The organism is Streptomyces sp. NBC_01463, from assembly GCA_036227345.1.
Taxonomy (GTDB): Bacteria; Actinomycetota; Actinomycetes; order Streptomycetales; family Streptomycetaceae; genus Streptomyces.
In genome coordinates this window covers 2,231,118-2,255,135 of sequence record CP109468.1, presented here as the reverse complement: position 1 = coordinate 2,255,135, position 24,018 = coordinate 2,231,118, and the positions used below count along the sequence as shown (strand labels likewise).

Genomic DNA, 24,018 nt, shown 5'->3' with positions numbered 1-24,018 from the left:
GTAAGGTCTGCGCCTGTGAGTGGAACATCTGCGGCTCTGACGCCCCCCGCCGACGCGGTGAAACCGGTCCGGCATCCCGACGCCCCGGCACCCGGCGAACTGCTCGGCGCGCACTACGAACACTGTTTCGGCTGCGGCGACGGACAGCCGCACGGGCTGCACCTCCAGGCGCGGGCCGGCGAGGGGGTCGGCGTCACCGCCGAGTTCACCGTGCAGGCCGCCCACCAGGGCGCCCCCGGCCTCGCCCACGGCGGCGTACTGGCCAGCGCGCTGGACGAGACGCTCGGCTCGCTGAACTGGCTGCTGCGGGTGATCGCGGTGACCGGACGGCTGGAGACCGACTTCGTCCGCCCCGTACCGGTCGACACCGTGCTGCACCTCGACGCGGAGATCACCGCCGTGCACGGCCGGAAGATCTACTCCCGGGCGACCGGCCGGATCGGCGGCCCGGACGGGCCCGTGGCGGTCCGGGCCGAGGCCCTGTTCATCGAGGTCAAGGTCGATCACTTCATCGACAACGGCCGCCCGGCCGAGATCCAGGCCGCGATGGCCGACCCCGACCAGGTCAAGCGGGCCCGTGCCTTCGAGGTGAACCCGTGACGCGCCACCCCGTCGACGTGCTGATCCGCCGGGTCGACCCCGAGGTGCCGGTCCCGGCGTACGGGCACCCCGGCGACGCCGGGGCCGATCTGGTCACCACCGAGGCCGCCGAACTCGCACCGGGTGAGCGGGCCGTGCTGCCGACCGGGGTTTCGATCGCCCTGCCGGACGGGTACGCCGCGTTCGTGCACCCCCGCTCCGGTCTCGCCGCACGCTGCGGAGTCGCCCTCGTGAATGCCCCGGGGACGGTGGATGCCGGGTACCGTGGAGAGATCAAGGTGATCGTCATCAATCTCGACCCGCGCGAGTCCGTGCGGTTCGAGCGGTTCGACCGGATTGCCCAACTGGTCGTGCAGCAGGTCGAGAAGGTGCGCTTCCACGAAGTGTCGGAGCTTCCCGGTTCGGCGCGGGCCGAAGGGGGCTTCGGGTCCACCGGCGGTCATGCCGCCGTTGATGTTGATGGCGTCCGGGGCGGGGTTCCCCAGGGCGGGAACAGCTACGCTTCGGTCGAATCCGACCGGGAAGGACAGTGACGTGTTCGGACGTCGCAAGAACAGTGGTTCCGCCGAGGACACGGCGGACGAAGCGCGCGAGGCCGAGCAGGTCGTCGACGAGCTCGATGACGCCGATGCCGCCGGGAGCGGATCGCGTCGGACGAACCTTCCGCCCGCGCCGCGGCCGGACGGCCCGTGGGACATCGAAGAGGTGTCCCAGCCCGGCGAGGGCCGGGTCGACCTGGGCGGCATCTTCGTGCCCGGTGTCGAGGGCATGGAGCTGCGCGTAGAGGTCGCCGGTGACGCGATCGTCGCGGCCACCGTCGTGCTGCGCGACAGCGCGATCCAGCTGCAGGCCTTCGCCGCCCCCAAGAAGGAGGGCATCTGGGGCGAGGTCCGCGAGGAGATCGCCTCCGGTATCACCCAGCAGGGCGGCATCATCGACGAGATCGAGGGTCCGCTGGGCTGGGAGCTGCGCGCGCAGGTCCCCGTACAGCTGCCCGACGGGGCGAACGGCGTGCAGCTGGTGCGCTTCGTCGGCATCGACGGCCCGCGCTGGTTCCTGCGCGGAGTGATCTCCGGTCAGGGCGCCGTGCAGCCGGAGGCCGCCGGGCTCCTGGAGACGGTCTTCCGTGACACCGTGGTGGTCCGCGGCGACGGCCCGATGGCCCCGCGCGACCCGATCGTCCTGAAGCTCCCCAACGACGCCCAGATGGTCCCCGAGGGCGTCCAGCAGGAGGAGCAGGAGGGCTCGAAGTTCTCCGGTGGCATGGCGGGCCTCCAGCGCGGCCCCGAGATCACCGAGGTGCGCTGACCGCACCCCGCACACAACGGCCGGTGGCCCGTACCCCTTCGCAGGGGTACGGGCCACCGGCCTCTCTGCGTCCCGGGGGAGTGGGGCGCGACGGCGCGTATGGGGCGCGTATCGGGCACGTACAGGCGCCGTCAAGGCGGTGCCCGTCCCCGTAAGGAAGACATCAACGCAGGTCACAGCGGCGTCGGCGAGGGGTTTGCTCAAGAGGTCCGAGAAATCCGCACCTCATCCAGGAGCATCCGATGGCCGACATGGCCTTCGTCGTCACCACGATCGCGGTCTTCGCGCTGGTGGCACTCATTGCCAAGGGGGTGGCGAAGCTGTGACTGCCGAAAACGTGACCGGCCTCGTCGTGGCCGTCGCCCTGCTGGGCTATCTCGTCCTCGCCCTTCTGTACCCGGAGAGGTTCTGAGCCCGATATGAGCCCCGTCCTCGCCGGCGTGCTCCAGGTCCTCGCGCTCGTAGCGGCGCTCGGCCTGGCGTACCGCCCGCTCGGTGACTACATGGCCGGCGTCTACTCCTCTCCCCGGCATCTGCGGGTGGAGAAGTGGATATACAAGGCCATCGGCGCCGACCCGAACACGCAGATGCGCTGGCCCGCCTATCTGCGCGGCGTCCTCGCCTTCTCGGCGGTGAGCGTCCTCTTCCTGTATCTGCTGCAGCGGCTCCAGGGCTCGCTGCCCGGCTCGCTCGGCTTCTCCTCGATCGATCCGGACCAGGCGTTCAACACGGCGGCCTCGTTCGTCGCGAACACCAACTGGCAGTCGTACTACGGCGAACAGGCCATGGGCCACGTCGTGCAGACCGGCGGCCTCGCGGTGCAGAACTTCGTGTCGGCCGCCGTCGGCATCGCCGTCGCGGTGGCACTCGTCCGCGGCTTCGCCCGGTCCCGCACCGGTGAACTGGGCAACTTCTGGTCCGACCTGGTGCGCGGCACCGTCCGGATCCTGATCCCGATCGCCGTGATCGGGGCCCTGGTGCTGGTGGCGACCGGTGCGATCCAGAACTTCTCCGGCATCCACGAGGTCGGCCAGTTCATGGGCGGCTCGCAGCAGTGGAACGGCGGCGCGGTCGCCTCGCAGGAGGTCATCAAGGAGCTGGGGACCAACGGCGGCGGGTACTTCAACGCCAACTCGGCCCACCCGTTCGAGAACCCCAACGGGCTGTCGAACCTCTTCGAGATCTTCCTGATCCTCGTCATCCCGTTCGCCCTGACCCGCACCTTCGGCCGCATGGTCGGCTCGCTCAGGCAGGGGTACGCGATCCTCGCGACGATGGGCGTCATCTGGCTCGGCTTCACCGCGCTGATGATGTGGACCGAATTCGCCCACCACGGGCCCGCGTTCGACATCGCGGGCGGGGCGATGGAGGGCAAGGAGAACCGGTTCGGCGTCGGCGGCTCGTCCATCTTCGCCGTGGCCACCACGCTCACCTCGACCGGTGCGGTGAACTCGTTCCACTCCTCGTTCACCGGTCTCGGCGGCGGCATCACGATGCTCGGCATGCAGCTGGGCGAGATCGCTCCCGGCGGTACCGGATCGGGACTCTACGGAATGCTGATCATGGCGGTCATCGCGGTGTTCATCGCCGGTCTGATGGTCGGCCGCACGCCCGAGTACCTCGGCAAGAAGATCGGCACCCGCGAGATCAAGCTCGCCGCCTGCTACATCCTGATCACCCCGGCGCTGGTGCTCTGCTTCGCGGCCGCCGCGATGGCTCTGCCGACGCCCGCCCACTCGATGACGAACACGGGCGCGCACGGCTTCTCGGAGATTCTGTACGCCTACACCTCGGGCGCCAACAACAACGGTTCGGCGTTCGCCGGGCTCAACGCGGACACGCAGTGGTTCAACACCACGATCGGACTCGCGATGCTGCTCGGCCGGTTCCTGCCCATGGTGTTCGTCCTGGCCCTGGCCGGCTCGCTCGCCGGGCAGAAGCCCGTCCCCGCGACCGCCGGCACGCTCGGCACCCACAAACCGCTCTTCAGCGGACTGCTGGTCGCCACCATCATGATCATCGCCGGTCTGACCTACTTCCCGGCCCTCGCCCTGGGGCCGCTGGCCGAGGGGCTGGCGTCATGACCATCCGTACGAAGCAAGAGGACTCGATGTCCACAGTCACCCCGGCCCGCGCACCGCACCAGGACGCTCCGGCCGGCCCCGGTCCCGAAGGGCGCGTCGGCGCCGGCCTGTTCGACCCCGGCATGCTGATCGCCTCGTTCCCCGACGCGCTGCGCAAGCTCGACCCCCGGACCATGGTCAAGTCCCCGGTGATGTTCGTCGTGCTGGTCGGTTCGGTGCTCACCACCGTGCTCGCCGTACTGGACCCGACGGACTGGTTCGGCTGGGCCATCACGGTCTGGCTGTGGCTCACGACGATCTTCGCCAACCTGGCGGAGGCGGTCGCCGAGGGCCGCGGCAAGGCGCAGGCCGACACCCTGCGCAAGGCCAAGACCGACACCATCGCCCGCCGGATCACCGGCACGCACGAGGAGCGGGTGCCGGGCGCGGAGCTGCGCATCGGTGATCTCGTGGTCTGCGAGGCCGGTGACATCATCCCGGGTGACGGAGACGTCGTCGAGGGCGTCGCCAGCGTCGACGAGTCCGCGATCACCGGCGAATCGGCGCCGGTGATCCGGGAGTCCGGCGGTGACCGCAGCGCGGTCACCGGGGGTACGAAGGTGCTCTCCGACCGGATCGTCGTCAAGATCACCACCAAGCCCGGTGAGACGTTCATCGACCGGATGATCGCCCTGGTCGAGGGCGCCGCGCGGCAGAAGACACCCAACGAGATCGCGCTGAACATCCTGCTGGCGTCGCTCACCGTCGTGTTCCTGCTCGCCGTCGTCACCCTGCAGCCGTTCGCGATCTACGCGGGCAGCGAGCAGTCCATGATCGTGCTGACCGCGCTCCTGGTCTGCCTGATCCCGACCACCATCGGTGCACTCCTCTCCGCGATCGGCATCGCGGGCATGGACCGGCTCGTGCAGCGCAACGTGCTCGCCATGTCCGGGCGGGCCGTCGAAGCCGCGGGCGACGTCTCGACGCTGCTCCTCGACAAGACCGGCACCATCACCCTCGGCAACCGCCAGGCCGCCGAGTTCCTCCCCGTCAGGGGCACGACCGAAGCGGAACTCGCGGACGCCGCGCAGCTCTCCTCGCTGGCCGACGAGACCCCCGAGGGACGGTCCGTCGTCGTCCTCGCCAAGGAGAAGTACGGGCTGCGCGAACGCCACCAGGGCGAACTGTCCGCGGCCGAGTGGGTCGCCTTCACCGCCCAGACCCGGATGTCGGGTGTGGACGTCGAGGGGCGCAGGGTCCGCAAGGGCGCGACCGGATCGGTCGTCGCCTGGGTGAAGGAGCGGGGCGGCAGCGTCTCGGCCGACGCGCAGGCACTCACCGACCGCATCGCGCAGGCCGGCGGCACCCCGCTGCTGGTGGCGCTGGAGGATGCGGACGGGGCCCGGGTCCTGGGTGTCATCCACCTCAAGGACGTGGTCAAGGAGGGCATGCGCGAGCGCTTCGACGAGCTGCGCCGGATGGGCATCCGCACCGTCATGATCACCGGCGACAACCCGCTGACCGCGAAGGCCATCGCCGAGGAGGCCGGCGTCGACGACTTCCTCGCCGAGGCCACCCCAGAGGACAAGATGGCCCTCATCAAGCGGGAGCAGGCCGGCGGCAAACTCGTCGCGATGACCGGCGACGGTACGAACGACGCCCCCGCGCTCGCCCAGGCCGATGTCGGCGTCGCCATGAACACCGGGACCTCGGCCGCCAAGGAGGCCGGGAACATGGTGGACCTGGACTCCAACCCGACCAAGCTGATCGAGATCGTCGAGATCGGCAAACAGCTCCTGATCACCCGCGGCGCCCTCACCACGTTCTCCATCGCCAACGACGTCGCGAAGTACTTCGCGATCATCCCCGCGATGTTCGCCGTGGTCTACCCGGGCCTGGACAAGCTCAACATCATGGACCTCTCCTCACCCCGGTCCGCGATCCTGTCCGCCGTCGTCTTCAACGCACTGATCATCGTCGCGCTGGTCCCGCTCGCCCTCAAGGGCGTCCGCTACCGCCCCAGCGGCGCCGACTCCATGCTCCGGCGCAACCTCGGGATCTACGGACTCGGCGGCCTGATCGCCCCGTTCGCAGGCATCAAGATCATCGACCTGATCATCTCCCTCATCCCCGGAATCGGCTGACCTGCCATGAACAACACCGTAGGAAGCTCCGCCCGCCTGCTCTGGGCAGGACTGCGCGCCCTCCTCGTCCTCACCCTGGTCTGCGGCGTCGTCTACCCGCTCGCCGTCACCGGCGTCGCCCAGGGCCTCATGCCCGGCCGCGCCAACGGCTCCGAGATCACCTCGGACGGCAAGGTCGTCGGCTCCTCGCTCATCGGCCAGCGCTACGACCTCCCCCTCAAGAAGGGCCAGGAGACCCCGGACCCCGACCTCAGGTGGTTCCAGCCCCGCCCCTCCAACGGCCTCGGCACCAGCAGCGTCAACACCCAGTACGAGCTGATCCTCTCCGGGGCCACCAACCGCTCCGGCGACAACAAGGAACTCATCGACTGGGTCACCGCCGCCAAGGCCGCCGTCGTCAAGGACAACTCCGTCCCCGGCCACCCCGTCAGCCCGTCCCAGGTCCCCGCCGACGCCGTCACCTCCTCCGGCTCCGGCCTCGACCCCGACATCTCCCCGGCCTACGCCGGCCTCCAGGTCAACCGCGTCGCCGCACGCAACCACCTCGACGCCGCACAGGTCCGCAAGCTCGTCGGCCGGCACACCGACGGCCGCATCCTCGGCTTCGTCGGCGAGCCCCGCGTCAACGTCCTCCAGCTCAACATCGCTCTCAAGGACCTGGTGAACGACGCCGGAACGCGCTGAACGCACCGAATGCCCGGGTCAGGCCGCCACGGCCGGACCCGGGCATTGCCCGGTCCTCGGCCGCATGGACATACTGGCGGCCGACAGGACGAAGGACCTACGGGGAGCGACATGACCGAGAGCACCGCCGCCACGGGCGCCGACGGGGAGAGCGGTACGACCGTGGCCGAACGGCCGATGGTCCGTATCGAGGACCTGCACCGTTCGTACGGCACCGGCGCCGGCGCCGTGCACGCGCTGCGCGGTGTGTCCCTCGAAGTGCCGCGCGGGGAGCTCGTCGCGCTGAAGGGCCGGTCCGGCTCCGGCAAGACGACCCTGCTCAACCTGGTCGGCGGACTCGACACCCCCGACAGCGGCCGGATCACCGTGGACGGCACCGACCTCGCCTCGCTCGGCGAGAAGGGGCTGCTGGAGCTGCGCCGCGACCGGATCGGCTTCATCTTCCAGTCGTTCGGCCTGATCCCGATCCTGACGGCGGCGGAGAACGTCGGCGTACCCCTGCGGCTGCGCAAGGCCGATCCGCGCGAGCGCGAGGAGCGGGTGTCGCTGCTGCTCTCCCTGGTCGGTCTCGCCGACCACGCCGCCCAGCGCCCCGGCGAGCTCTCCGGCGGCCAGCAGCAGCGCGTCGCGATCGCCCGCGCCCTCGCCAACCGGCCCGCCCTGCTGATCGCCGACGAGCCGACCGGACAGCTCGACGCGGAGACCGGCCTCGCGGTGATGGAGCTGCTGCGCGCCGTCGTGCGCAGCGAGGGCGTCACCGCCCTCGTCGCCACCCATGACGCCCAGCTGCTCGGCCTCGCGGACCGGGTGCTGGAGCTCAGCGACGGCCACATCATCGAGCACTGACGCCGCCCGCCCCCGGCCGGAGCGCCCCCGGCCGGGGGCGGACTCTTTCCTCCTCGGGGGCGGCGGACTCCTCCCTGCGGCGGGGCATCAGAATTACGTCAATACGGACCTCAGCCGCACCCCGCGCCCGATATGCGTGAAATTCACGGGGTAGTTTCGACAGTGGCTGCCGCATGGGCCGCCACCGGCGCCGGTGAGGACGGCCGGTTTCAGGAAGACAATGGGGCCATGGCGCGCGGCAAACTTCGGATCTACCTCGGTGCGGCACCCGGCGTCGGCAAGACGTACGCGATGCTCTCCGAGGCGCACCGCCGTGTGGAGCGGGGCACCGACTGCGTCGTCGGCTTCGTCGAGCACCACGACCGCCCCCGCACCGAGGTCATGCTGCACGGCCTGGAGCAGATCCGGCGCCGCGAGATCGAGTACCGGTCCGCCGTCTTCACCGAGATGGACGTCGACGCGGTCCTGGAGCGCGCCCCCGCCGTCGCCCTGGTGGACGAACTCGCGCACACCAATGTGCCGGGCTCCCGCAACGCCAAACGCTGGCAGGACGTCGAGGAGCTCCTCCAGGCCGGCATCGACGTGGTCTCCACGGTCAACATCCAGCACCTGGAGTCCCTCGGCGACGTCGTCGAGTCCATAACCGGCGTGCGCCAGCGCGAGACGGTGCCCGACGAGGTCGTCCGCCGCGCCGACCAGCTCGAACTCGTCGACATGTCGCCCCAGGCCCTGCGCCGTCGGATGGCCCACGGCAACATCTACAAGCCGGACCGGATCGACGCCTCGCTCTCCAACTACTTCCGCCCGGGCAACCTCACCGCGCTGCGCGAGCTCGCCCTCCTCTGGGTCGCCGACCGGGTCGACGAATACCTCCAGGAGTACCGCGGCGAGCACAACATCCGCACCACCTGGCAGGCCCGCGAACGCATCGTCGTCGGACTCACCGGCGGACCCGAGGGCCGCACCCTCATCCGCCGCGCCTCCCGGATGGCGGCCAAGGGCTCCGGCAGCGAGATCCTCGCCGTCTACATCGCCCGCAGCGACGGACTCACCTCGGCATCGCCCAAGGAGCTGACCGTCCAGCGCACCCTGGTCGAGGACCTCGGCGGCACCTTCCACCACGTCATCGGCGACGACATACCCTCGGCCCTGCTCGAATTCGCCCGGGGCGTCAACGCCACCCAGATCGTCCTCGGCTCCAGCCGCCGCAAGGCATGGCAGTACATCTACGGACCCGGCGTCGGCGCCACCGTCGCCCGTGAGTCCGGCACCGACCTCGACGTCCACATCGTCACCCACGACGAGGTCGCCAAGGGCCGCGGCCTGCCCATCGCCCGCGGCGCCCGGCTGGGCCGGGCCCGCATCATCTGGGGCTGGGTCGTCGGCGTCGGCGGACCGGCCCTGCTCGCCCTGCTCCTCAAGGGCATGGAGAACGGACCGGGGCTCGCCAACGACGTCCTGCTCTTCCTCTTCATGACCGTCGCCGCCGCCCTGCTCGGCGGGCTGCGGCCCGCCCTCGCGTCGGCCGCCGCGGGATCGCTGCTGCTGAACTACTGGTTCACCCCGCCCACCCACACCCTGACCGTGCAGGACCCCGAGAACTTCGTCGCCATCGTGATCTTCTTCGCGGTGGCGGTCGCGGTGGCCTCCGTGGTGGACCTCGCGGCCCGCCGCACCCATCAGGCCGCCAGGCTGCGCGCCGAGTCCGAGATCCTCTCCTTCCTAGCCGGCAGCGTGCTGCGCGGGGAGACCACCCTGGACGCCCTCCTGGACCGGGTCCGCGAGACCTTCGGCATGGAGTCCGTCGCCCTGCTGGAGCGGCAGAGCGACGTCGACCCGTGGACGTGCGCCGGCAGCGTCGGACCGGCGCCGGTCGCCCGGCCCGAGGACGCCGACGTGGACATGCCCGTCGGCGACCACATGGCCCTCGCCCTCTCCGGCCGGGTGCTGCCCGCCGAGGACCGCCGGGTGCTCGGCGCCTTCGCCGCCCAGGCCGCCGTCGTCCTCGACCGCCAGCGCCTGGTCGGCGAGGCGGAGGAGGCCCGCCGGCTCGCCGAGGGAAACCGGATCAGGACCGCGCTGCTGGCCGCCGTCAGCCACGACCTGCGCACCCCGCTGGCCGCCATCAAGGCCGCCGTCAGCTCCCTGCGCTCCGACGACGTCGCCTGGTCCGACGACGACGAGGCGGAGCTCCTCGAAGGCATCGAGAACGGTGCCGACCGCCTCGACCACCTCGTCGGGAACCTCCTCGACATGTCCCGCCTGCAGACGGGCACCGTCACCCCGCTGATCCGCGAGATCGACCTCGACGAGGTCGTGCCCATGGCCCTGGGCGGCGTCCCCGAGGGCAGCGTCGACCTGGACATCCCCGAGACGCTGCCGATGGTCGCCGTCGACCCCGGGCTGCTGGAGCGGGCCGTCGCCAACATCGTCGAGAACGCCGTCAAGTACAGCCCCGACCGCGACCGCGTCACCGTCGCCGCCAGCGCGCTCGGCGCCCGCGTCGAGCTCCGGGTCGCCGACCGCGGCCGCGGCGTCCCCGACGAGGCGAAGGAGCGCATCTTCGAGCCCTTCCAGCGCTACGGCGACGCCCCGCGCGGCGCCGGAGTCGGCCTGGGACTCGCCGTGGCCCGAGGCTTCGTCGAGTCCATGGGCGGCACGCTGGACGCCGAGGACACCCCGGGCGGCGGCCTGACCATGGTCCTGACCCTCAAGGCGGCCTCGGGATACGTTCCGGTCAGCTCCGGCCTGCCCGCCCGGGTCACCTCATGAGCCGCACGATCCACGGGGAGCGCCGCGGATCCACGTACAGCACGACAGACGTCCACCGGACACGTACAGCACAGACGTACAGCAGAGAGGCAGGACCGCGATGACCCGGGTGCTTGTGGTCGACGACGAGCCGCAGATCGTACGCGCCCTCGTGATCAACCTGAAGGCGCGCAAGTACGAGGTGGATGCGGCGCCCGACGGGGCCACCGCCCTGCAGCTCGCCGCCACCCGTCACCCCGATGTCGTCGTCCTGGACCTGGGGCTGCCCGACATGGACGGCGTCGAGGTGATCAGGGGACTGCGCGGCTGGACCAGGGTGCCGATCCTGGTGCTCTCCGCCCGGCACACCTCGGACGAGAAGGTCGAGGCGCTGGACGCCGGGGCCGACGACTACGTCACCAAGCCGTTCGGCATGGACGAGCTGCTGGCCCGGCTGCGCGCCTCGGTGCGCCGCGCCGAGCCCGTCGGCCAGGACGGCGGCGACGAGGTCGTGATCGTGGAGACCGAGGGCTTCACCGTCGACCTGGCCGCCAAGAAGGTCCACCGCGAGGGCCGCGACGTGCGGCTCACCCCCACCGAGTGGCACCTGCTGGAGGTCCTGGTCCGCAACAGCGGCCGGCTGGTCAGCCAGAAGCAGCTGCTCCAGGAGGTCTGGGGGCCCTCGTACGGCACCGAGACCAACTACCTGCGGGTCTACATGGCCCAGCTGCGGCGCAAGCTGGAGGCCGACCCCTCGCACCCCCGGCACTTCGTCACCGAACCGGGGATGGGATACCGCTTCGAGCGCGCCTGAGACCGGGGCGGGGGCCCCGGTCCCACCCTCGCCGGGGCACCTGCGTAACCCGTTCGAGTGAGATGGTGGACACCCGCCGGGACCCCCCGGGACCGGTACCCTTCGGGTATGAGTGCTGTTCCTCGTTTCGAGAAGCCCCAGAAGGCCGAGCGGCCGTCCGGGCGCTTCCGGCGGATGCTCGACCGGCTGTCCAGCTCCCAGGAGGACCTGGAGTGCGAGGAGCTGGAGGAGGACTCGCAGGCATCGGGGTGCACCCGGATCTCCGAGTGCACCGACCGCCAGATCGTGAAGGTCACTGGTACCTTGCGGACGGTCACCCTGCGACCGCGCGCCGGAGTGCCCGCCCTGGAGGCGGAGCTCTTCGACGGCACCGCGCCGCTCGACGTCGTCTGGCTCGGCCGCCGCTCCATCGTGGGCATCGAACCGGGCCGCAAGCTCATCGCCTCCGGCCGCATCGCCATGAGCCACGGGCGCCGGGTGCTGTTCAATCCCAAATACGAACTCCGACCGCTCGGCAAGGAGTAGCCGGTGACGTCTCTCGACAAGCCGACGTCCGACACGGACCGCACCACCGACCAGCAGGAGGCCGATGCCAAGGCGGTCACCGAGGCCGCGCTCTTCGAGGCCTTCGGCGGCATCAGGGGCATGGTGGAGACGGTCCTGCCCGGACTGCTCTTCGTCACGATCTTCACCATCGACAAGAACCTGACGAACTCGGCCATCGCGGCCGTCGCGGTGTCGCTGGTGCTCGTGGCCGTCCGGCTGATCCGCAGGGACACCGTCAAGCACGCCTTCAGCGGTGTCTTCGGTGTGGCCTTCGGTGTCGTCTTCGCGAAGATGACCGGCAACGCCAAGGACTTCTACCTGCCGGGCATGATCTACACGCTCGGACTGGCCCTGGCCTACCTGATCACCACGGTGGCGGGGCTGCCGCTGATCGGACTGATCCTGGGCCCGGTGTTCAAGGAGAACCTCTCCTGGCGCACCAGGAACCCCGGCCGCAAGAAGGCCTACGCCAAGGCCAGCTACGCCTGGGGCCTGATCCTGCTCGCCAAGTGCGCGATCCTCTTCCCGCTGTACTGGTGGGGTGACACCACGCAGTTCGGCTGGGTCCTGGTCGCCCTGAAGATCCCGCCGTTCCTGCTCGCGGTCTACCTCACCTGGGTGTTCCTGGCCAAGGCGCCGCCGCCCATCGACGTCTTCGCCGAGATGGAGGCCGAGGAGCAGGCCGAGAAGGACCGCAAGGCGGCCGCGGCCGCCGAAGCGGCCCGCAGCCAGGAGTTCTGAGCCACAGCACGCGTCTGAGCCACAGCACGTGAGAGGGGCCTGTCACCGCCACCGGCGGCAACAGGCCCCTCTCACGTGTCCAGGTGGTGTTCCGGTCAGCTCTCCGGGTCGCCCTGGCGCACCGACAGCAGATCCTCCAGCTGTTCCTCGCGCGCCTGCGCGGCCACGAACAGCAGCTCGTCACCGGCCTCCAGGGTCTCCTCGGTGCTCGGCGTCAGGACGCGCTGCCCGCGGATGATCGTGACCAGCGAGGTGTCCTCCGGCCAGGCGACCTCGCCGACCTGGGTACCGGCCAGCGCCGACTCGGGCGGCAGCGTCAGCTCCACCAGGTTCGCGTCGCCGTGGCTGAAGCGCAGCAGCCGGACCAGATCACCGACACTCACCGCCTCCTCGACCAGCGCCGACATCAGACGCGGCGTGGAGACCGCCACATCGACGCCCCAGGACTCGTTGAACAGCCACTCGTTCTTCGGGTTGTTCACCCGGGCGACGACGCGCGGCACGCCGTACTCCGTCTTCGCGAGCAGCGAGACGACCAGGTTCACCTTGTCGTCACCGGTCGCCGCGATCACGACGTTGCAGCGCTGCAGCGCGGCCTCGTCCAGTGAGGTGATCTCGCAGGCGTCCGCCAGCAGCCACTCGGCCATCGGCACCCGCTCCACCGAGATGGCGGTCGGCGCCTTGTCGACGAGGAGCACCTCGTGCCCGTTCTCCAGCAGCTCGCCCGCGATGGAACGGCCCACCGCACCGGCCCCGGCAATAGCGACACGCATCAGTGACCGCCCTCCTCGGGGCCTTCGGCGAAGGCCGCCTCGACCTTCGCGATCTCGTCCGTGCGCATCATCACGTGGACGAGGTCGCCCTCCTGCAGCACCGTCTGCGACGACGGCAGAATCGCTTCGCCCAACCGGGTGATGAACGCCACGCGGACGCCCGTCTCCTCCTGCAGCGTGCTGATCTTGTGGCCGATCCACGACGGCGTGGTGTGCACCTCGGCGAGCTGTACACCGCCGCTCGGATCCCGCCACAGCGGCTCCGCGCCCGAGGGCAGCAGCCGGCGCAGCATCTGGTCGGCGGTCCAGCGCACGGTGGCGACCGTGGGAATGCCCAGGCGCTGGTAGACCTCGGCACGACGGGGGTCGTAGATCCTGGCCGCGACGTTCTCGATGCCGAACATCTCGCGTGCCACCCGGGCCGCGATGATGTTCGAGTTGTCGCCGCTGCTCACGGCGGCGAACGCGCCGGCCTCCTCGATCCCCGCCTCGCGGAGGGTGTCCTGGTCGAAACCGACACCCGTGACGCGACGCCCGCCGAAGCCGGAGCCGAGGCGCCGGAACGCCGTGGGGTCCTGGTCGATGACGGCGACCGTGTGCCCCTGCTGCTCCAGGGTCTGCGCGAGAGCGGCTCCTACTCGCCCGCAGCCCATGATGACGATGTGCACCTTGCGCCTACCTCGCAGTCCTGATCGTCCGGCTGACCTGCGAAAACACCCTGCTCACACTCTTCCCTCGGCTGGCCGGGCAAACAATGGGGCAACGGTTCGTCCCGTTGCCCAGGATGAGCTTAAGCGGCGCCGGGTGCGTTGCCTCATTCGAGTGTGCGTATCACGGGGCCACTGTGGCAAAGGCGACAACGGCCCGAAGCGCCCGGCCGGGATTCCCCGCAGCGTCCGGCCGGGATTCCGCGGAGCGGCCGACGTGCCTTCGAGGAGCGTCCCACGGAATTTCGAAGAGCGTTCGGCGGGCTGCCGGGCGGCCGCGGTGCAAGGATTCCGTTAAGGATTCCGTGGCTTTTCCGGCCGAGTGCAGGAGATTGCCGGGTCCCGGGGGTGGTGCGTGGGCCGGTCCCATACGGAACCCTTACGATCCTCAGCGTGTCCAAACTGACCGACGTGCCCAAACGGATCCTGATCGGACGGGCCCTGCGCAGCGACAAGCTGGGGGAGACTCTCCTCCCCAAGCGCATCGCGCTCCCCGTCTTCGCATCCGACCCGCTGTCCTCGGTGGCGTACGCACCCGGGGAAGTCCTCCTCGTGCTGTCCATCGCGGGTGTGTCGGCGTACCACTTCAGCCCGTGGATCGCGGTCGCCGTCGTGGTCCTGATGTTCACCGTCGTCGCCTCGTACCGGCAGAACGTGCACGCGTACCCGAGCGGCGGCGGCGACTACGAGGTCGCGACCACCAACCTCGGCCCGAAGGCCGGACTGACCGTGGCCAGCGCGCTGCTGGTCGACTACGTCCTGACCGTCGCCGTGTCGATCGCCTCCGGGGTGGAGAACCTCGGCTCCGCGATCCCGTTCGTCGTCGAGCACAAGACGGCGTGCGCCGTCGCCGCCATCGTGCTGCTGACCTTGATGAACCTGCGGGGCGTCAAGGAGTCCGGCAAGCTCTTCGCCATCCCCACGTACCTCTTCGTGGCCGGCGTCTTCATCATGATCATCTGGGGTGCCTTCCGCGGGCTGGTGCTCGGCGACACCATGCACGCCCCGACCTCCGACTACACGATCAAGCCGGAACACCAGGGCCTGGCGGGCTTCGCCCTGGTCTTCCTGCTGCTGCGGGCGTTCTCCTCCGGCTGTGCGGCGCTCACCGGCGTGGAGGCGATCAGTAACGGCGTCCCCGCCTTCCGCAAGCCCAAGAGCAAGAACGCCGCCACCACCCTCGCGGCGATGGGCCTGCTGGCCGTCACCATGTTCTGCGGCATCATCGGGCTGGCCATGGCCACCGACGTCAAGATGGCCGAGAACCCGGCGAAGGACCTGATCAGCAACGGTTCCCCGGTCGGCTCGTCCTTCGTCCAGGACCCGGTGATCTCCCAGGTCGCGGCCGCGGTCTTCGGCGACGGCACGTTCTTCTTCGTGATCCTCGCCGCGGCCACCGCGCTCGTCCTGTTCCTGGCCGCGAACACCGCGTACAACGGCTTCCCGCTCCTCGGCTCGATCCTGGCCCAGGACCGCTACCTGCCCCGCCAGCTGCACACCCGCGGTGACCGGCTCGCCTTCTCCAACGGCATCGTGCTGCTGGCCGGCGCCGCGATCCTGCTGGTCGTCATCTACGGGGCCGACTCGACGCGGCTGATCCAGCTCTACATCGTCGGCGTCTTCGTCTCCTTCACGCTCAGCCAGACCGGCATGGTCCGGCACTGGAACCGGCACCTGCGCTCCGAGAAGGACCCGCTCAAGCGCCGCCACATGATCCGCTCCCGCGCGATCAACACCTTCGGCGCCTTCTTCACCGGCCTGGTGCTCGTCGTCGTCCTCGCCACCAAGTTCACCCACGGCGCCTGGGTCGCGCTGCTCGGCATGGTGATCTTCTACGGCACGATGACCGCGATCCGTAAGCACTACGACCGGGTCGCCGCGGAGATCGCCGCCGACGAGACGCCGTCCGACGAGAGCGTCCGCCCCTCCCGGGTCCACTCGATCGTCCTGGTCTCCAAGCTCCACCGCCCCACCCTGCGCGCCCTCGCCTACGCGAAACTGATCCGCACGGACCACCTGGAGGCGCTCTCCATCAGCGTCGACCCGGCCGAGACGAAGGCGCTCAAGGAGGACTGGGAGCGGCGCGGCATCAACGTCCCGCTGAAGATCCTCGACTCGCCCTACCGCGAGGTGACCCGCCCGGTCATCGAGTACGTCAAGGGCCTGCGCCGGGAGAGCCCGCGCGACGTCGTGAGCGTCTACATCCCGGAGTACGTCGTCGGCCACTGGTACGAGCACCTGCTGCACAACCAGAGCGCCCTGCGGCTCAAGGGCCGGCTGCTCTTCACGCCGGGCGTGATGGTCACCTCCGTCCCGTACCAGCTGGAGTCCTCCGAGGCGGCCAAGAAGCGGGCCCGGCGGCGCGCGGACTGGACGGCGCCCGGCTCGGTGCGACGCGGCCCGGTGGAGCGCAAGCACAAGGAGCCCACGCACAAGGGCTGACACCGCCGGGGCTGACAGGGCCCTCTCATCGGTGGTAAGCGGCCGGACGGCACCCACGTAGACTCGTAGGTTGTTGTCCGGCCGCTTTCCCCTGATCTCTGGAGCCCTCCCCTCATGCAGAACGAATCCACTTCGCCGCAGACCGGGGAGACGCAGACCGGGGAGCTGCGGACCGAGGAGTCCCAGGCCGCGGAGTCCCAGGCCGCGGAGTCACTGGTCGGCCGGGAGTACGAGGTCGAGGTCGGCCCGGTCGCCCACGGCGGCCACTGCATCGCCCGCACGTCCGAGGGCCAGGTCCTGTTCGTACGCCACACCCTCCCGGGCGAGAAGGTCATCGCCAAGGTCACCGACGGCGCCGCCGACTCCCGTTTCCTGCGCGCCGACGCGGTACGGATCATCGAGGAATCCAAGGACCGCGTGAAGGCCCCGTGCCCGTTCGCCGGCCCCGGCAAGTGCGGCGGCTGCGACTGGCAGCACGCCAAGCCGGGCGCCCAGCGCCGGCTCAAGGGCGAAGTGATCGCCGAGCAGCTCCAGCGCCTCGCGGGCCTCACCCCGGAGGAGGCGGGCTGGGACGGCACCGTCATGCCGGCCGATGGCGACAAGCTCCCGCCCGGCGAGGTGCCCGCCTGGCGCACCCGCGTCCAGTACGCCATCGACGCGGACGGCCGCGTCGGCCTGCGCAAGCACCGCTCGCACGACATCGAGATCATCGACCAGTGCATGATCGCCGCGCCCGGCGTCACCGAGCTCGGCATCGAGAAGCAGGACTGGCCCCAGATGGCCACCGTGGAGGCCATCGCCGCCACCGGCTCCCACGACCGCCAGGTCATCCTCACCCCGCGCGAGGGCGGCCGCCTCCCGCTGGTCGAGCTCGACAAGCCCGTTTCTGTCCTGCGCGTGGACGAGCGCGACGGCGGCGTGCACCGCGTCCACGGCCGCGGCTTCGTCCGCGAACGCGCCGACGACCGCACCTACCGAGTCGGCTCCGGCGGCTTCTGGCAGGTCCACCCGCAGGCCGCGGACACCCTCGTCCGCGCTGTCATGCAGGGCCTGCTGCCCCGCAAGAACGACATGGCGCTCGACCTCTACTGCGGCGTCGGCCTGTTCGCCGGCGCCATCGGCCAGCGCATCGGCGAGAAGGGCGCGGTGCTCGGCATCGAGTCCGGCAAGCGCGCGGTCGAGGACGCCCGCCACAACCTCAAGGACCTGGAGCGGGTCCGCATCGAGCACGGCAAGGTCGACCAGATCCTGCCGCGCACGGGCATCACCGAATGCGACCTGATCGTCCTGGACCCGCCGCGCGCGGGAGCGGGCAAGCAGGTCGTCAAGCGCCTCTCGGGCCTCGGGGCCCGCAAGATCGCGTACGTGGCCTGCGACCCGGCGGCGCTGGCGCGGGACCTGGCGTACTTCGCGGAGGGCGGCTACAAGGTGCGGACGCTGAGGGCGTTCGATCTGTTTCCGATGACGCATCACGTTGAATGCGTCGCGATCCTTGAGCCGGTCACTAAGGGTGCCTGACCTGTGGTTTTGAGCGTGGGCCTTATGTGCGGCGCGGGTGTCACGGGCGATATCCTGACGCTGAAATGACGCCCGTGACGCTCATTTGACGCTTGTACTGATGGGGTGTCAGGTGTGTTGCGTCGCCGGCCTGATAGGGAAGTCCGCGAGGCAGGGTGCCGAAGGCTTCTGGTCAAACAGGGTTTGACCAGTGAAAGCAGCTCTGATCGCCAAAAGGCGTGGGCGGCCATCCAGATCGTGAACCCGCGGCGATCCGGCCGGGGGCGCCGCCGAGCTTGGGAGCTCGGATTCAGGTCCAGCCTTCCACTAGGAACGCGTTGCCGTGCCGAGGCGGCGGCGATGCGCTCGTTGTCGGCAGGTCGCTCCGCAGTAGCGCGCCGGGCGCCCGGTGGACCGGGTCTTGAGCCGGACCCCGCATTCCTCGCACCGTGATGCTCCGTGAGGCGCGCGGGGAGAGTAACGAAACCCGCGCCCTTCCGTTACGAACGAGGAGGCCCGCAGGCTCTCCAGTGCCAGCCGCACCATGCGGGTGCCGCCGTTCCGGTCGCGGTGCGCGGCCCGTATCGTCGCGCACCCGACGGTGAAGGCCGCGACATCGTCCATGGTGACGTCGGTGCGGACCCCACCAGCCTGCTGTGCGGCGCGGAGCAGTTGCTCAAGTGCCTGGCGGAACCGCCGTGTCGATGCGGCCAAGAGCGGCCGTGGCCAGGTCGTTCGCGTGGTCAGGGCATCGCATGCGTGATGACGCCCGTGGGACGTTTCGACGACCTCCAGGAGGAAGCCGAAGAATGCCGCGGCAGGATCCGAGCGGGCCGCCCACTGCCGAGCGGTCTCCACCAGGTCGTCGACCTGCTGGACAAGTACGGCCTCCAGCAGAATCTCCTTACTTGGGAAGTGTCGGTACACGGCGCCGGCGCCGACCCCCGCCTGCCGCGCGATCGCGCCGAGTGAGAGGTCCGGGCCGTGCTCGTCCAACGCTTGCGAAGCGGCGGCGAGTGCCTTCCTGCGGTTACGGCGGGCATCGGCCCGACCGGCGTCCTGGGGGGCTGCGGTCATGTCACGTAATTCCTTGTCCGTGCCGCTGAAATGGGTGGAGCATTCCACATCGGCCCCGGGCCCAATCCGACTGGGCCCACCGACCATCCCGAGGCGGAGGACGATATGAGTAGTGACCGTTTGGTCGTCGTGACCGGTGCGACCGGTCGGCAGGGCGGCGCCACCGCACACCGGCTCCTGGCGGCCGGAAGGCCGGTCCGTGCGCTCGTACGGGACACGACGGCACCCGCCGCCACATCACTTGAAGCCGCAGGAGCCGAGCTCGTGCGTGGCAACTTCGATGACCGTTCGAGTCTGCCTGCTGCGCTGGAGGGAGCAGCGGCACTGTTCGCCGTACCGCCCGTGGCCTTCGGACCGGCCGGTTCCGACGTGGAGCGTGAGTTCACCCGCGGCCGGGCCCTGATCGATGCCGCGGCGTCAGTGGGAGTCGAGCACGTCGTGTTCTCGGGCATCGCGTCCACGCCGGGTCGTCCAGGTGGCTCCGAGGGGAAGAGACGCATCGAGGACTACCTGCGTGAGCGGATCCGGTCGGTGACGGTTCTGCGCCCGGTGCGGTTTATGTCGAACTTTCTCGGTTCGACGCCCATCGGTCTCGACGGCATCGCCCAGGGCGTGCACCGACACATTTTCCCGCCGTACGAACCTGTCCAGATCATCGCGGTGGAGGACATCGCCGAGTTCGCGGCGCTGGCTTTCGATCAGCCGGACCGGTTCGCTGGACGGACTCTGGAGCTGGCCGGGGATGCCCCTACCCCTGTCGAAGCGGTTGCCGCGATCAGCGAGGCCACTGGTGCCGCCATTCGCTACGAGCAGATCACTCACGCCGAGGCGGCGGCACTCAACCCCGAGATCGTTCAGGTCCGGGAGCGCTGGGCAGCCGGATCGCGCTGGCATGCAGACATCGAGACCCTGCGCATCATCCATCCCGGACTGCGGACGCTCGGGGACTGGCTTGCCGAGTCCGGCGCCACCCTGCTGCGGAAGCAACTCCTCAAAACCGCCTAGAACTTCGGCCATCGGGCTGATCGTCCTCGTTCTGAGTAGGAGCAGACGCGCATCACGGTGCGTGGCCTGGGGGCATCCCGCTGCCAGCAGCAGCACTCTGTAGAAGGCCGTGTGCGCGCGGCCCTTGTGGGAGTCGGCGAGGAAGGCGCAGTCGGCGGGCCGGCAGAGCACGCGCATGGAGATCTGGGTCACACGATGTCACAGGGGGCGTGCAGGCGGTGTCTTGAGCTCGAACCGCTCGAAACGAGGGAGACATCATGTTTGAGAACACCGACGTCGTGGTGATCGGCGGGGGGTACGCAGGTGTCATGGCGGCCAATCGCCTGACGCGGCACGACGACGTGACCGTGACGCTGATCAACTCGCGCCCGACCTTCGTCCACCGGGTCCGCCTGCACCAACTGGTCGGCGGGACCGACGCCGCTGTCGTCGGCTACCAGGAGGTCTTGGCTGCGGGCGTGCGGTTGGTCGTCGACAGCGTGACGCGGATCGATGCGGCGGGGCGCGGTGTGGAGCTGGCGAGCGGTGGTGTGGTCGGTTACGACTACCTGGTCTACGCGGTGGGTAGTGGCAGCGCCGACCCTCAGGTGCGCGGGGCGGCCGAGTTCGCCTACCCGCTCGCGAGCCTGGAGGAGGCGCAGGGGCTGCTTCCGGTCCTCGAGGCCTCGCCCGCGTCGGCCGCGGTGACGGTGGTCGGAGCCGGTCCGACGGGCATCGAGACCGCCGCCGAGCTGGCGGATCAGGGCCGCAGCGTGACCCTCGTCTGCGGTGGGGTGCTTGGGCCGTACCTGCACCGGAGGGGTCGACGGTCAGTGGCCGGGCGACTGGCGGCGCTCGGGGTGAAGATCGTGGAAGGAGCCGCCACGAGGGTGACGGCGGTGACACGGGATGCGGTACGGCTTGCCGACGGCCGGGAGCTGCCCAGCGCGGTGACCATCTGGACCGCAGGCTTCGGCGTGCCGGACCTGGCCTCCCGCAGTGCGCTGAGCACCGATGCCCTGGGCCGCCTGCTCACGGACGAGACGCTGACGAGCGTGGATGACGACCGCATCGTCGCGGCCGGGGACTCGGCGGCACCGTCGGGTCTGCCGCTGCGGATGAGCTGCCAGACGGCGATGCCACTGGGCGCGCGGGCCGCCGACACGGTGCTCAGCCGGTTGGCGGGTGAACAGCCCGAGACCCTCAACCAGTCGTTCGGAGCGCAGTGCATCAGCCTGGGCCGGGCCACCGGCATCTTCCAGTTCGGCAACAGGTCCGACGTCGCGATCTGGTTCCACGTCGGCGGTCGGCTCGGCGCGAAGATGAAGGAAGGCGTGTGCAAGGGCATCGTGAAGCACTTGGCTGACGAGGCACACAAGCCCGGTGGGTACAGCCTTCACCGCATGAAGGGAGGTTCCGGACGCCGGGAGGCATTGGAGGCCATGCGCTCCGAAGTGCCGGTTGCCGAACAGGTTTCCTAGATGCGGACGGACCGGGAGGGAGAGGATCAGGTCATGAGTGATGATCACGTCATGGACGGCGCGACCGAGACATTCGTCGCGCACCGTAATCTGCTTTTCACCGTCGCGTACGAAATGCTCGGCTCGGCGGCCGATGCCGAGGACGTCCTGCAGGAGACCTGGTTGCGGTGGGTCGAGGTCGACCTTGAGCAGGTGCGCGACCAGCGTGCGTACCTGGTCCGGATCACGACGCGGCAGGCGCTCAACCGGCTGCGCACCATGTCCCGGCGCAAGGAGTCTTACGTGGGTCCGTGGCTGCCGGAGCCGTTGCTGACCACGCCGGACGTGGCCCAGGACGTCGAACTCGCCGAGAGTGTCTCGATGGCGGTGATGCTGGTCCTGGAAACACTGTCGCCGACCGAGCGAGCCGTTTTCGTGCTGCGGGAGGTCTTCGACGTCGGCTACGACGAGATCGCGGCGGCGGTCGACAAGTCCCCGGAAGCTGTGCGTCAGATCGCGCACCGGGCACGTCGGCACGTCGATGCCCGGCGCCCGCGCACCGTCGTTTCCCAGCGCCGGACGCGGGCGGCCGTGGATTCGTTCGTGCGGGCACTGAACGGCGGGGACCTTCAGGGTCTGCTCGACATACTCGCGCCTGAAATCGTCTACATAGGTGACGGCGGCGGCGTGAAGCACGCCGCCCTGCGGCCGATCGTCGGCGCCGACAAGGTGGCCCGCCTCTTGGCCGGTGGACTCGGCAGGAACACGATCCCGATAGCCTTCAGCCACACCATGGTCAACGGCAGCCCGGCCCTGGCGGTCCACCTGGACGGTGAGCTGGACAGCATCATCGCAGCCCATGTGCAGGCCGACCGCATCACCGGCCTCTACGTCGTCCGCAACCCTGAGAAGCTCTCCCGCATCGCATCCGAGACCCCGCTCACCTTGCGCTGAACTCTCCCTGGGTCATCGATCCGAGTTCGACGTCATCTGAAACGGCCCGAGTTCGAAGGTCTCACGCGGGTCAGGGTTCGCGGCGACAGCGACCTGTCCGTGACGACCCGACAGGCGCTGCGGGTCGTGACGTCAGCGGTCGGCAGAGTGATACGGGCGTGGCCGAATTCCTGTGAAGAATCATCAACTCGGTTCTGAATCTATAGAAAGATCACTGGCATGGAGATCATTCGGTACGTGTTCCTTGTCTTCCACCTCTTCGGGTTCGCCGCGCTCATGGGTGGCTTCTTCTTCCAGTTGAGAGGAAAAGACCCGGTGGCCGGCAGCTACATGCTGACGAGTGCGGTCGTCCAACTGGTCACCGGTACGGGACTCATCTGGACCCGAATATCCCTGGACCTGACGGTGGTTGACGCGAAGATGGCGGTGAAACTGGCCTTGGACGTCCTGGTGGCGGTGACCGCCCTCGTGGGCATGCGAAACAAGCAACCGTGGGCCTTCTACGCCGTCGGGTCGTTCACGGCTGGGGCAGCGGTCGTGGCCGTCGCGTGGACGTAGATACTCGAAGCGCGTCCATCTCCGCACACACTCATGCAGAGGCGAGGCGCATGTCATCCCATGCGTGACCCGCACGAGCCCGCTGTGGGAGCCGGTGGTGCGCAAGCTTTTTGCGAGTGGCACCTGCCGGGTCTGACCGGCGAGGGGCCTGTCAATCCCCTGGGTGACGAAACATCCAGCGTCCAGGTGTCGGAATTTCGGGGAACACTCCATGGAGGGCTGACCCCACGGACATCCCCGGCTGGTGGCCGCATGGACCGGACCATCGGTGCGGGGTCGACGACTCAGGCACGGGCATCCCGCTGCCCCTCCTCAGCGGCCGCGCGAGCTGCCGCGTATGGCCCGTCCGGGGCTTCAGGCCGTGGCTTCGTGGTCCAAAGTCTCGAGTGGCTTGTATCGTCTCGCCGCATAGATACCAGCCTGGTATCATCGCTGTATGGCGATGACACTCCGACTCCCCGATGACCTTGACGCCAAGCTCACCGAGCGTGCTCGTCGTGAGCGCCGCAGCAAGCAGGAGCTTGCGATTGAGGCCATTCGTGACGCCCAGGACCGGGCAGAGCTGAAGGTCGATGACGTGCTGGCCGAGCTGATGGACAGCGATGCGGAGATCCTGGATTACCTGAAGTGACCGAGGTGCGCTACATCCAGATCGACGAGATCCTCGCCATTGCCCGTAAGGTCAACGGCACGGAGCACAGCGTGCGTGACATGGGGCTTCTGGTATCTGCGATCGAACGGCCCCGGACCGCCGTGTTCGGGGCCGAGCTTTATCCCACACTGCACGAGAAGGCTGCGGCGCTGCTGCACTCCGTTGCCCGCAATCACGCGTTGATCGACGGTAACAAGCGCACTGCCTGGCTCGCCATGCGCGTCTTCCTGCGGCTCAACGGCGTCAGTGCCGGTATCGCCCCGCCTCCCGTATCCGTTGCCGGACCGTTCGTCGAGGACGTCGCGCAGGACAACATCGACGTCCCGGTCATCGCCAAGCGTCTCTCGGCCTGGTTCCCCATTTCCTGACGCACGACGACGGATGGGCTGGGCACGCGCGTGCCCAGTTTTACGACCG

The 24,018-nt window shown here is 69.5% G+C and carries 23 protein-coding genes; 20 read left to right on the top strand and 3 right to left on the bottom strand.

Annotated elements, in window-relative coordinates; genetic code table 11:
• Nucleotides 1–15: 15 nt before the first annotated feature.
• The 12 genes from OG521_09805 (at nt 16) to OG521_09750 (ending at nt 12,497) form a co-directional block, all read left to right on the top strand.
• A complete protein-coding gene (locus tag OG521_09805; GenBank protein WUW21066.1) occupies nt 16–600 on the top strand; it encodes a PaaI family thioesterase in 585 nt (194 codons plus the stop codon).
• Nucleotides 597–1,133 carry a dUTP diphosphatase gene (gene dut, locus OG521_09800; protein ID WUW21065.1) on the top strand — a complete coding sequence of 179 codons (537 nt, stop codon included), beginning with the start codon at nt 597–599 and terminating at the stop codon, nt 1,131–1,133. Before OG521_09805 ends, dut begins: the two co-directional genes overlap by 4 nt.
• Before the next feature lies 1 nt (nt 1,134).
• Nucleotides 1,135–1,908 (top strand): DUF3710 domain-containing protein, encoded by a 774-nt coding sequence (locus tag OG521_09795; GenBank protein WUW21064.1) that lies wholly within the window; start codon nt 1,135–1,137, stop codon nt 1,906–1,908.
• A 322-nt stretch (nt 1,909–2,230) separates the two neighbouring features.
• Complete coding sequence (gene kdpF, locus OG521_09790; protein ID WUW21063.1) at nt 2,231–2,320, top strand: K(+)-transporting ATPase subunit F; 90 nt, start codon at nt 2,231–2,233, stop codon at nt 2,318–2,320.
• A 7-nt stretch (nt 2,321–2,327) separates the two neighbouring features.
• Nucleotides 2,328–3,992 (top strand): potassium-transporting ATPase subunit KdpA, encoded by a 1,665-nt coding sequence (gene kdpA / locus OG521_09785; GenBank protein WUW21062.1) that lies wholly within the window; start codon nt 2,328–2,330, stop codon nt 3,990–3,992.
• Entirely contained in the window at nt 3,989–6,115 is a 2,127-nt protein-coding gene (gene kdpB, locus OG521_09780) for a potassium-transporting ATPase subunit KdpB (protein ID WUW21061.1), read from the top strand. The genes kdpA and kdpB overlap by 4 nt, the downstream gene beginning before the upstream one ends.
• Before the next feature lie 6 nt (nt 6,116–6,121).
• Nucleotides 6,122–6,799: a potassium-transporting ATPase subunit C gene (locus tag OG521_09775; GenBank protein WUW21060.1), complete on the top strand. Its 678-nt coding sequence runs from the start codon at nt 6,122–6,124 to the stop codon at nt 6,797–6,799.
• A 111-nt stretch (nt 6,800–6,910) separates the two neighbouring features.
• Nucleotides 6,911–7,645, top strand: coding sequence for an ABC transporter ATP-binding protein (locus tag OG521_09770; GenBank protein WUW21059.1), 735 nt, complete (start codon nt 6,911–6,913; stop codon nt 7,643–7,645).
• A gap of 228 nt (nt 7,646–7,873) precedes the next feature.
• Nucleotides 7,874–10,417 carry a sensor histidine kinase KdpD gene (locus tag OG521_09765; GenBank protein ID WUW21058.1) on the top strand — a complete coding sequence of 848 codons (2,544 nt, stop codon included), beginning with the start codon at nt 7,874–7,876 and terminating at the stop codon, nt 10,415–10,417.
• Between the two features lie 100 nt (nt 10,418–10,517).
• Nucleotides 10,518–11,210, top strand: coding sequence for a response regulator (locus OG521_09760; GenBank protein ID WUW21057.1), 693 nt, complete (start codon nt 10,518–10,520; stop codon nt 11,208–11,210).
• A 108-nt stretch (nt 11,211–11,318) separates the two neighbouring features.
• Complete coding sequence (locus tag OG521_09755) at nt 11,319–11,735, top strand: OB-fold nucleic acid binding domain-containing protein (GenBank protein ID WUW21056.1); 417 nt, start codon at nt 11,319–11,321, stop codon at nt 11,733–11,735.
• 3 nt (nt 11,736–11,738) lie between these two features.
• Entirely contained in the window at nt 11,739–12,497 is a 759-nt protein-coding gene (locus OG521_09750; GenBank protein ID WUW21055.1) for a DUF3159 domain-containing protein, read from the top strand.
• A 95-nt stretch (nt 12,498–12,592) separates the two neighbouring features.
• On the opposite strand, the gene OG521_09745 is transcribed toward OG521_09750, so the two are convergent.
• Nucleotides 12,593–13,270, bottom strand: coding sequence for a TrkA family potassium uptake protein (locus OG521_09745; GenBank protein ID WUW21054.1), 678 nt, complete (start codon nt 13,268–13,270; stop codon nt 12,593–12,595).
• The gene (locus tag OG521_09740) at nt 13,270–13,938 is read right to left on the bottom strand and encodes a TrkA family potassium uptake protein (protein ID WUW21053.1); all 669 of its coding nucleotides are present in this window, start codon (nt 13,936–13,938) and stop codon (nt 13,270–13,272) included. The genes OG521_09745 and OG521_09740 overlap by 1 nt, the downstream gene beginning before the upstream one ends.
• 432 nt (nt 13,939–14,370) lie before the next feature.
• Here OG521_09740 and OG521_09735 point away from each other — a divergent pair, with 432 nt between their 5' ends.
• Together OG521_09735 and OG521_09730 are read left to right on the top strand one after the other, a co-directional pair.
• The gene (locus tag OG521_09735) at nt 14,371–16,419 is read left to right on the top strand and encodes an APC family permease (GenBank protein WUW21052.1); all 2,049 of its coding nucleotides are present in this window, start codon (nt 14,371–14,373) and stop codon (nt 16,417–16,419) included.
• 114 nt (nt 16,420–16,533) lie between these two features.
• Complete coding sequence (locus OG521_09730; GenBank protein WUW21051.1) at nt 16,534–17,937, top strand: TRAM domain-containing protein; 1,404 nt, start codon at nt 16,534–16,536, stop codon at nt 17,935–17,937.
• A gap of 306 nt (nt 17,938–18,243) precedes the next feature.
• Here the strand turns inward: OG521_09730 and OG521_09725 are convergent, their stop codons facing one another.
• Nucleotides 18,244–18,993 (bottom strand): TetR/AcrR family transcriptional regulator, encoded by a 750-nt coding sequence (locus OG521_09725; GenBank protein ID WUW21050.1) that lies wholly within the window; start codon nt 18,991–18,993, stop codon nt 18,244–18,246.
• Nucleotides 18,994–19,098: 105 nt separating this feature from the next.
• Here OG521_09725 and OG521_09720 point away from each other — a divergent pair, with 105 nt between their 5' ends.
• From OG521_09720 to OG521_09695, 6 genes are all read left to right on the top strand, one after another.
• Nucleotides 19,099–19,998 (top strand): NmrA/HSCARG family protein, encoded by a 900-nt coding sequence (locus OG521_09720; protein WUW21049.1) that lies wholly within the window; start codon nt 19,099–19,101, stop codon nt 19,996–19,998.
• Nucleotides 19,999–20,255: 257 nt separating this feature from the next.
• Nucleotides 20,256–21,458: an FAD-dependent oxidoreductase gene (locus OG521_09715; GenBank protein WUW21048.1), complete on the top strand. Its 1,203-nt coding sequence runs from the start codon at nt 20,256–20,258 to the stop codon at nt 21,456–21,458.
• Between the two features lie 33 nt (nt 21,459–21,491).
• Nucleotides 21,492–22,391, top strand: a complete 900-nt coding sequence (locus OG521_09710) for an RNA polymerase sigma-70 factor (protein WUW26629.1) — start codon at nt 21,492–21,494, stop codon at nt 22,389–22,391.
• Nucleotides 22,392–22,610: 219 nt separating this feature from the next.
• A complete protein-coding gene (locus OG521_09705; protein ID WUW21047.1) occupies nt 22,611–22,949 on the top strand; it encodes a hypothetical protein in 339 nt (112 codons plus the stop codon).
• Nucleotides 22,950–23,385: 436 nt separating this feature from the next.
• Nucleotides 23,386–23,580, top strand: coding sequence for a ribbon-helix-helix protein, CopG family (locus tag OG521_09700; GenBank protein ID WUW21046.1), 195 nt, complete (start codon nt 23,386–23,388; stop codon nt 23,578–23,580).
• Nucleotides 23,577–23,969, top strand: coding sequence for a type II toxin-antitoxin system death-on-curing family toxin (locus OG521_09695; GenBank protein ID WUW21045.1), 393 nt, complete (start codon nt 23,577–23,579; stop codon nt 23,967–23,969). The genes OG521_09700 and OG521_09695 overlap by 4 nt, the downstream gene beginning before the upstream one ends.
• Nucleotides 23,970–24,018 lie beyond the last annotated feature (49 nt).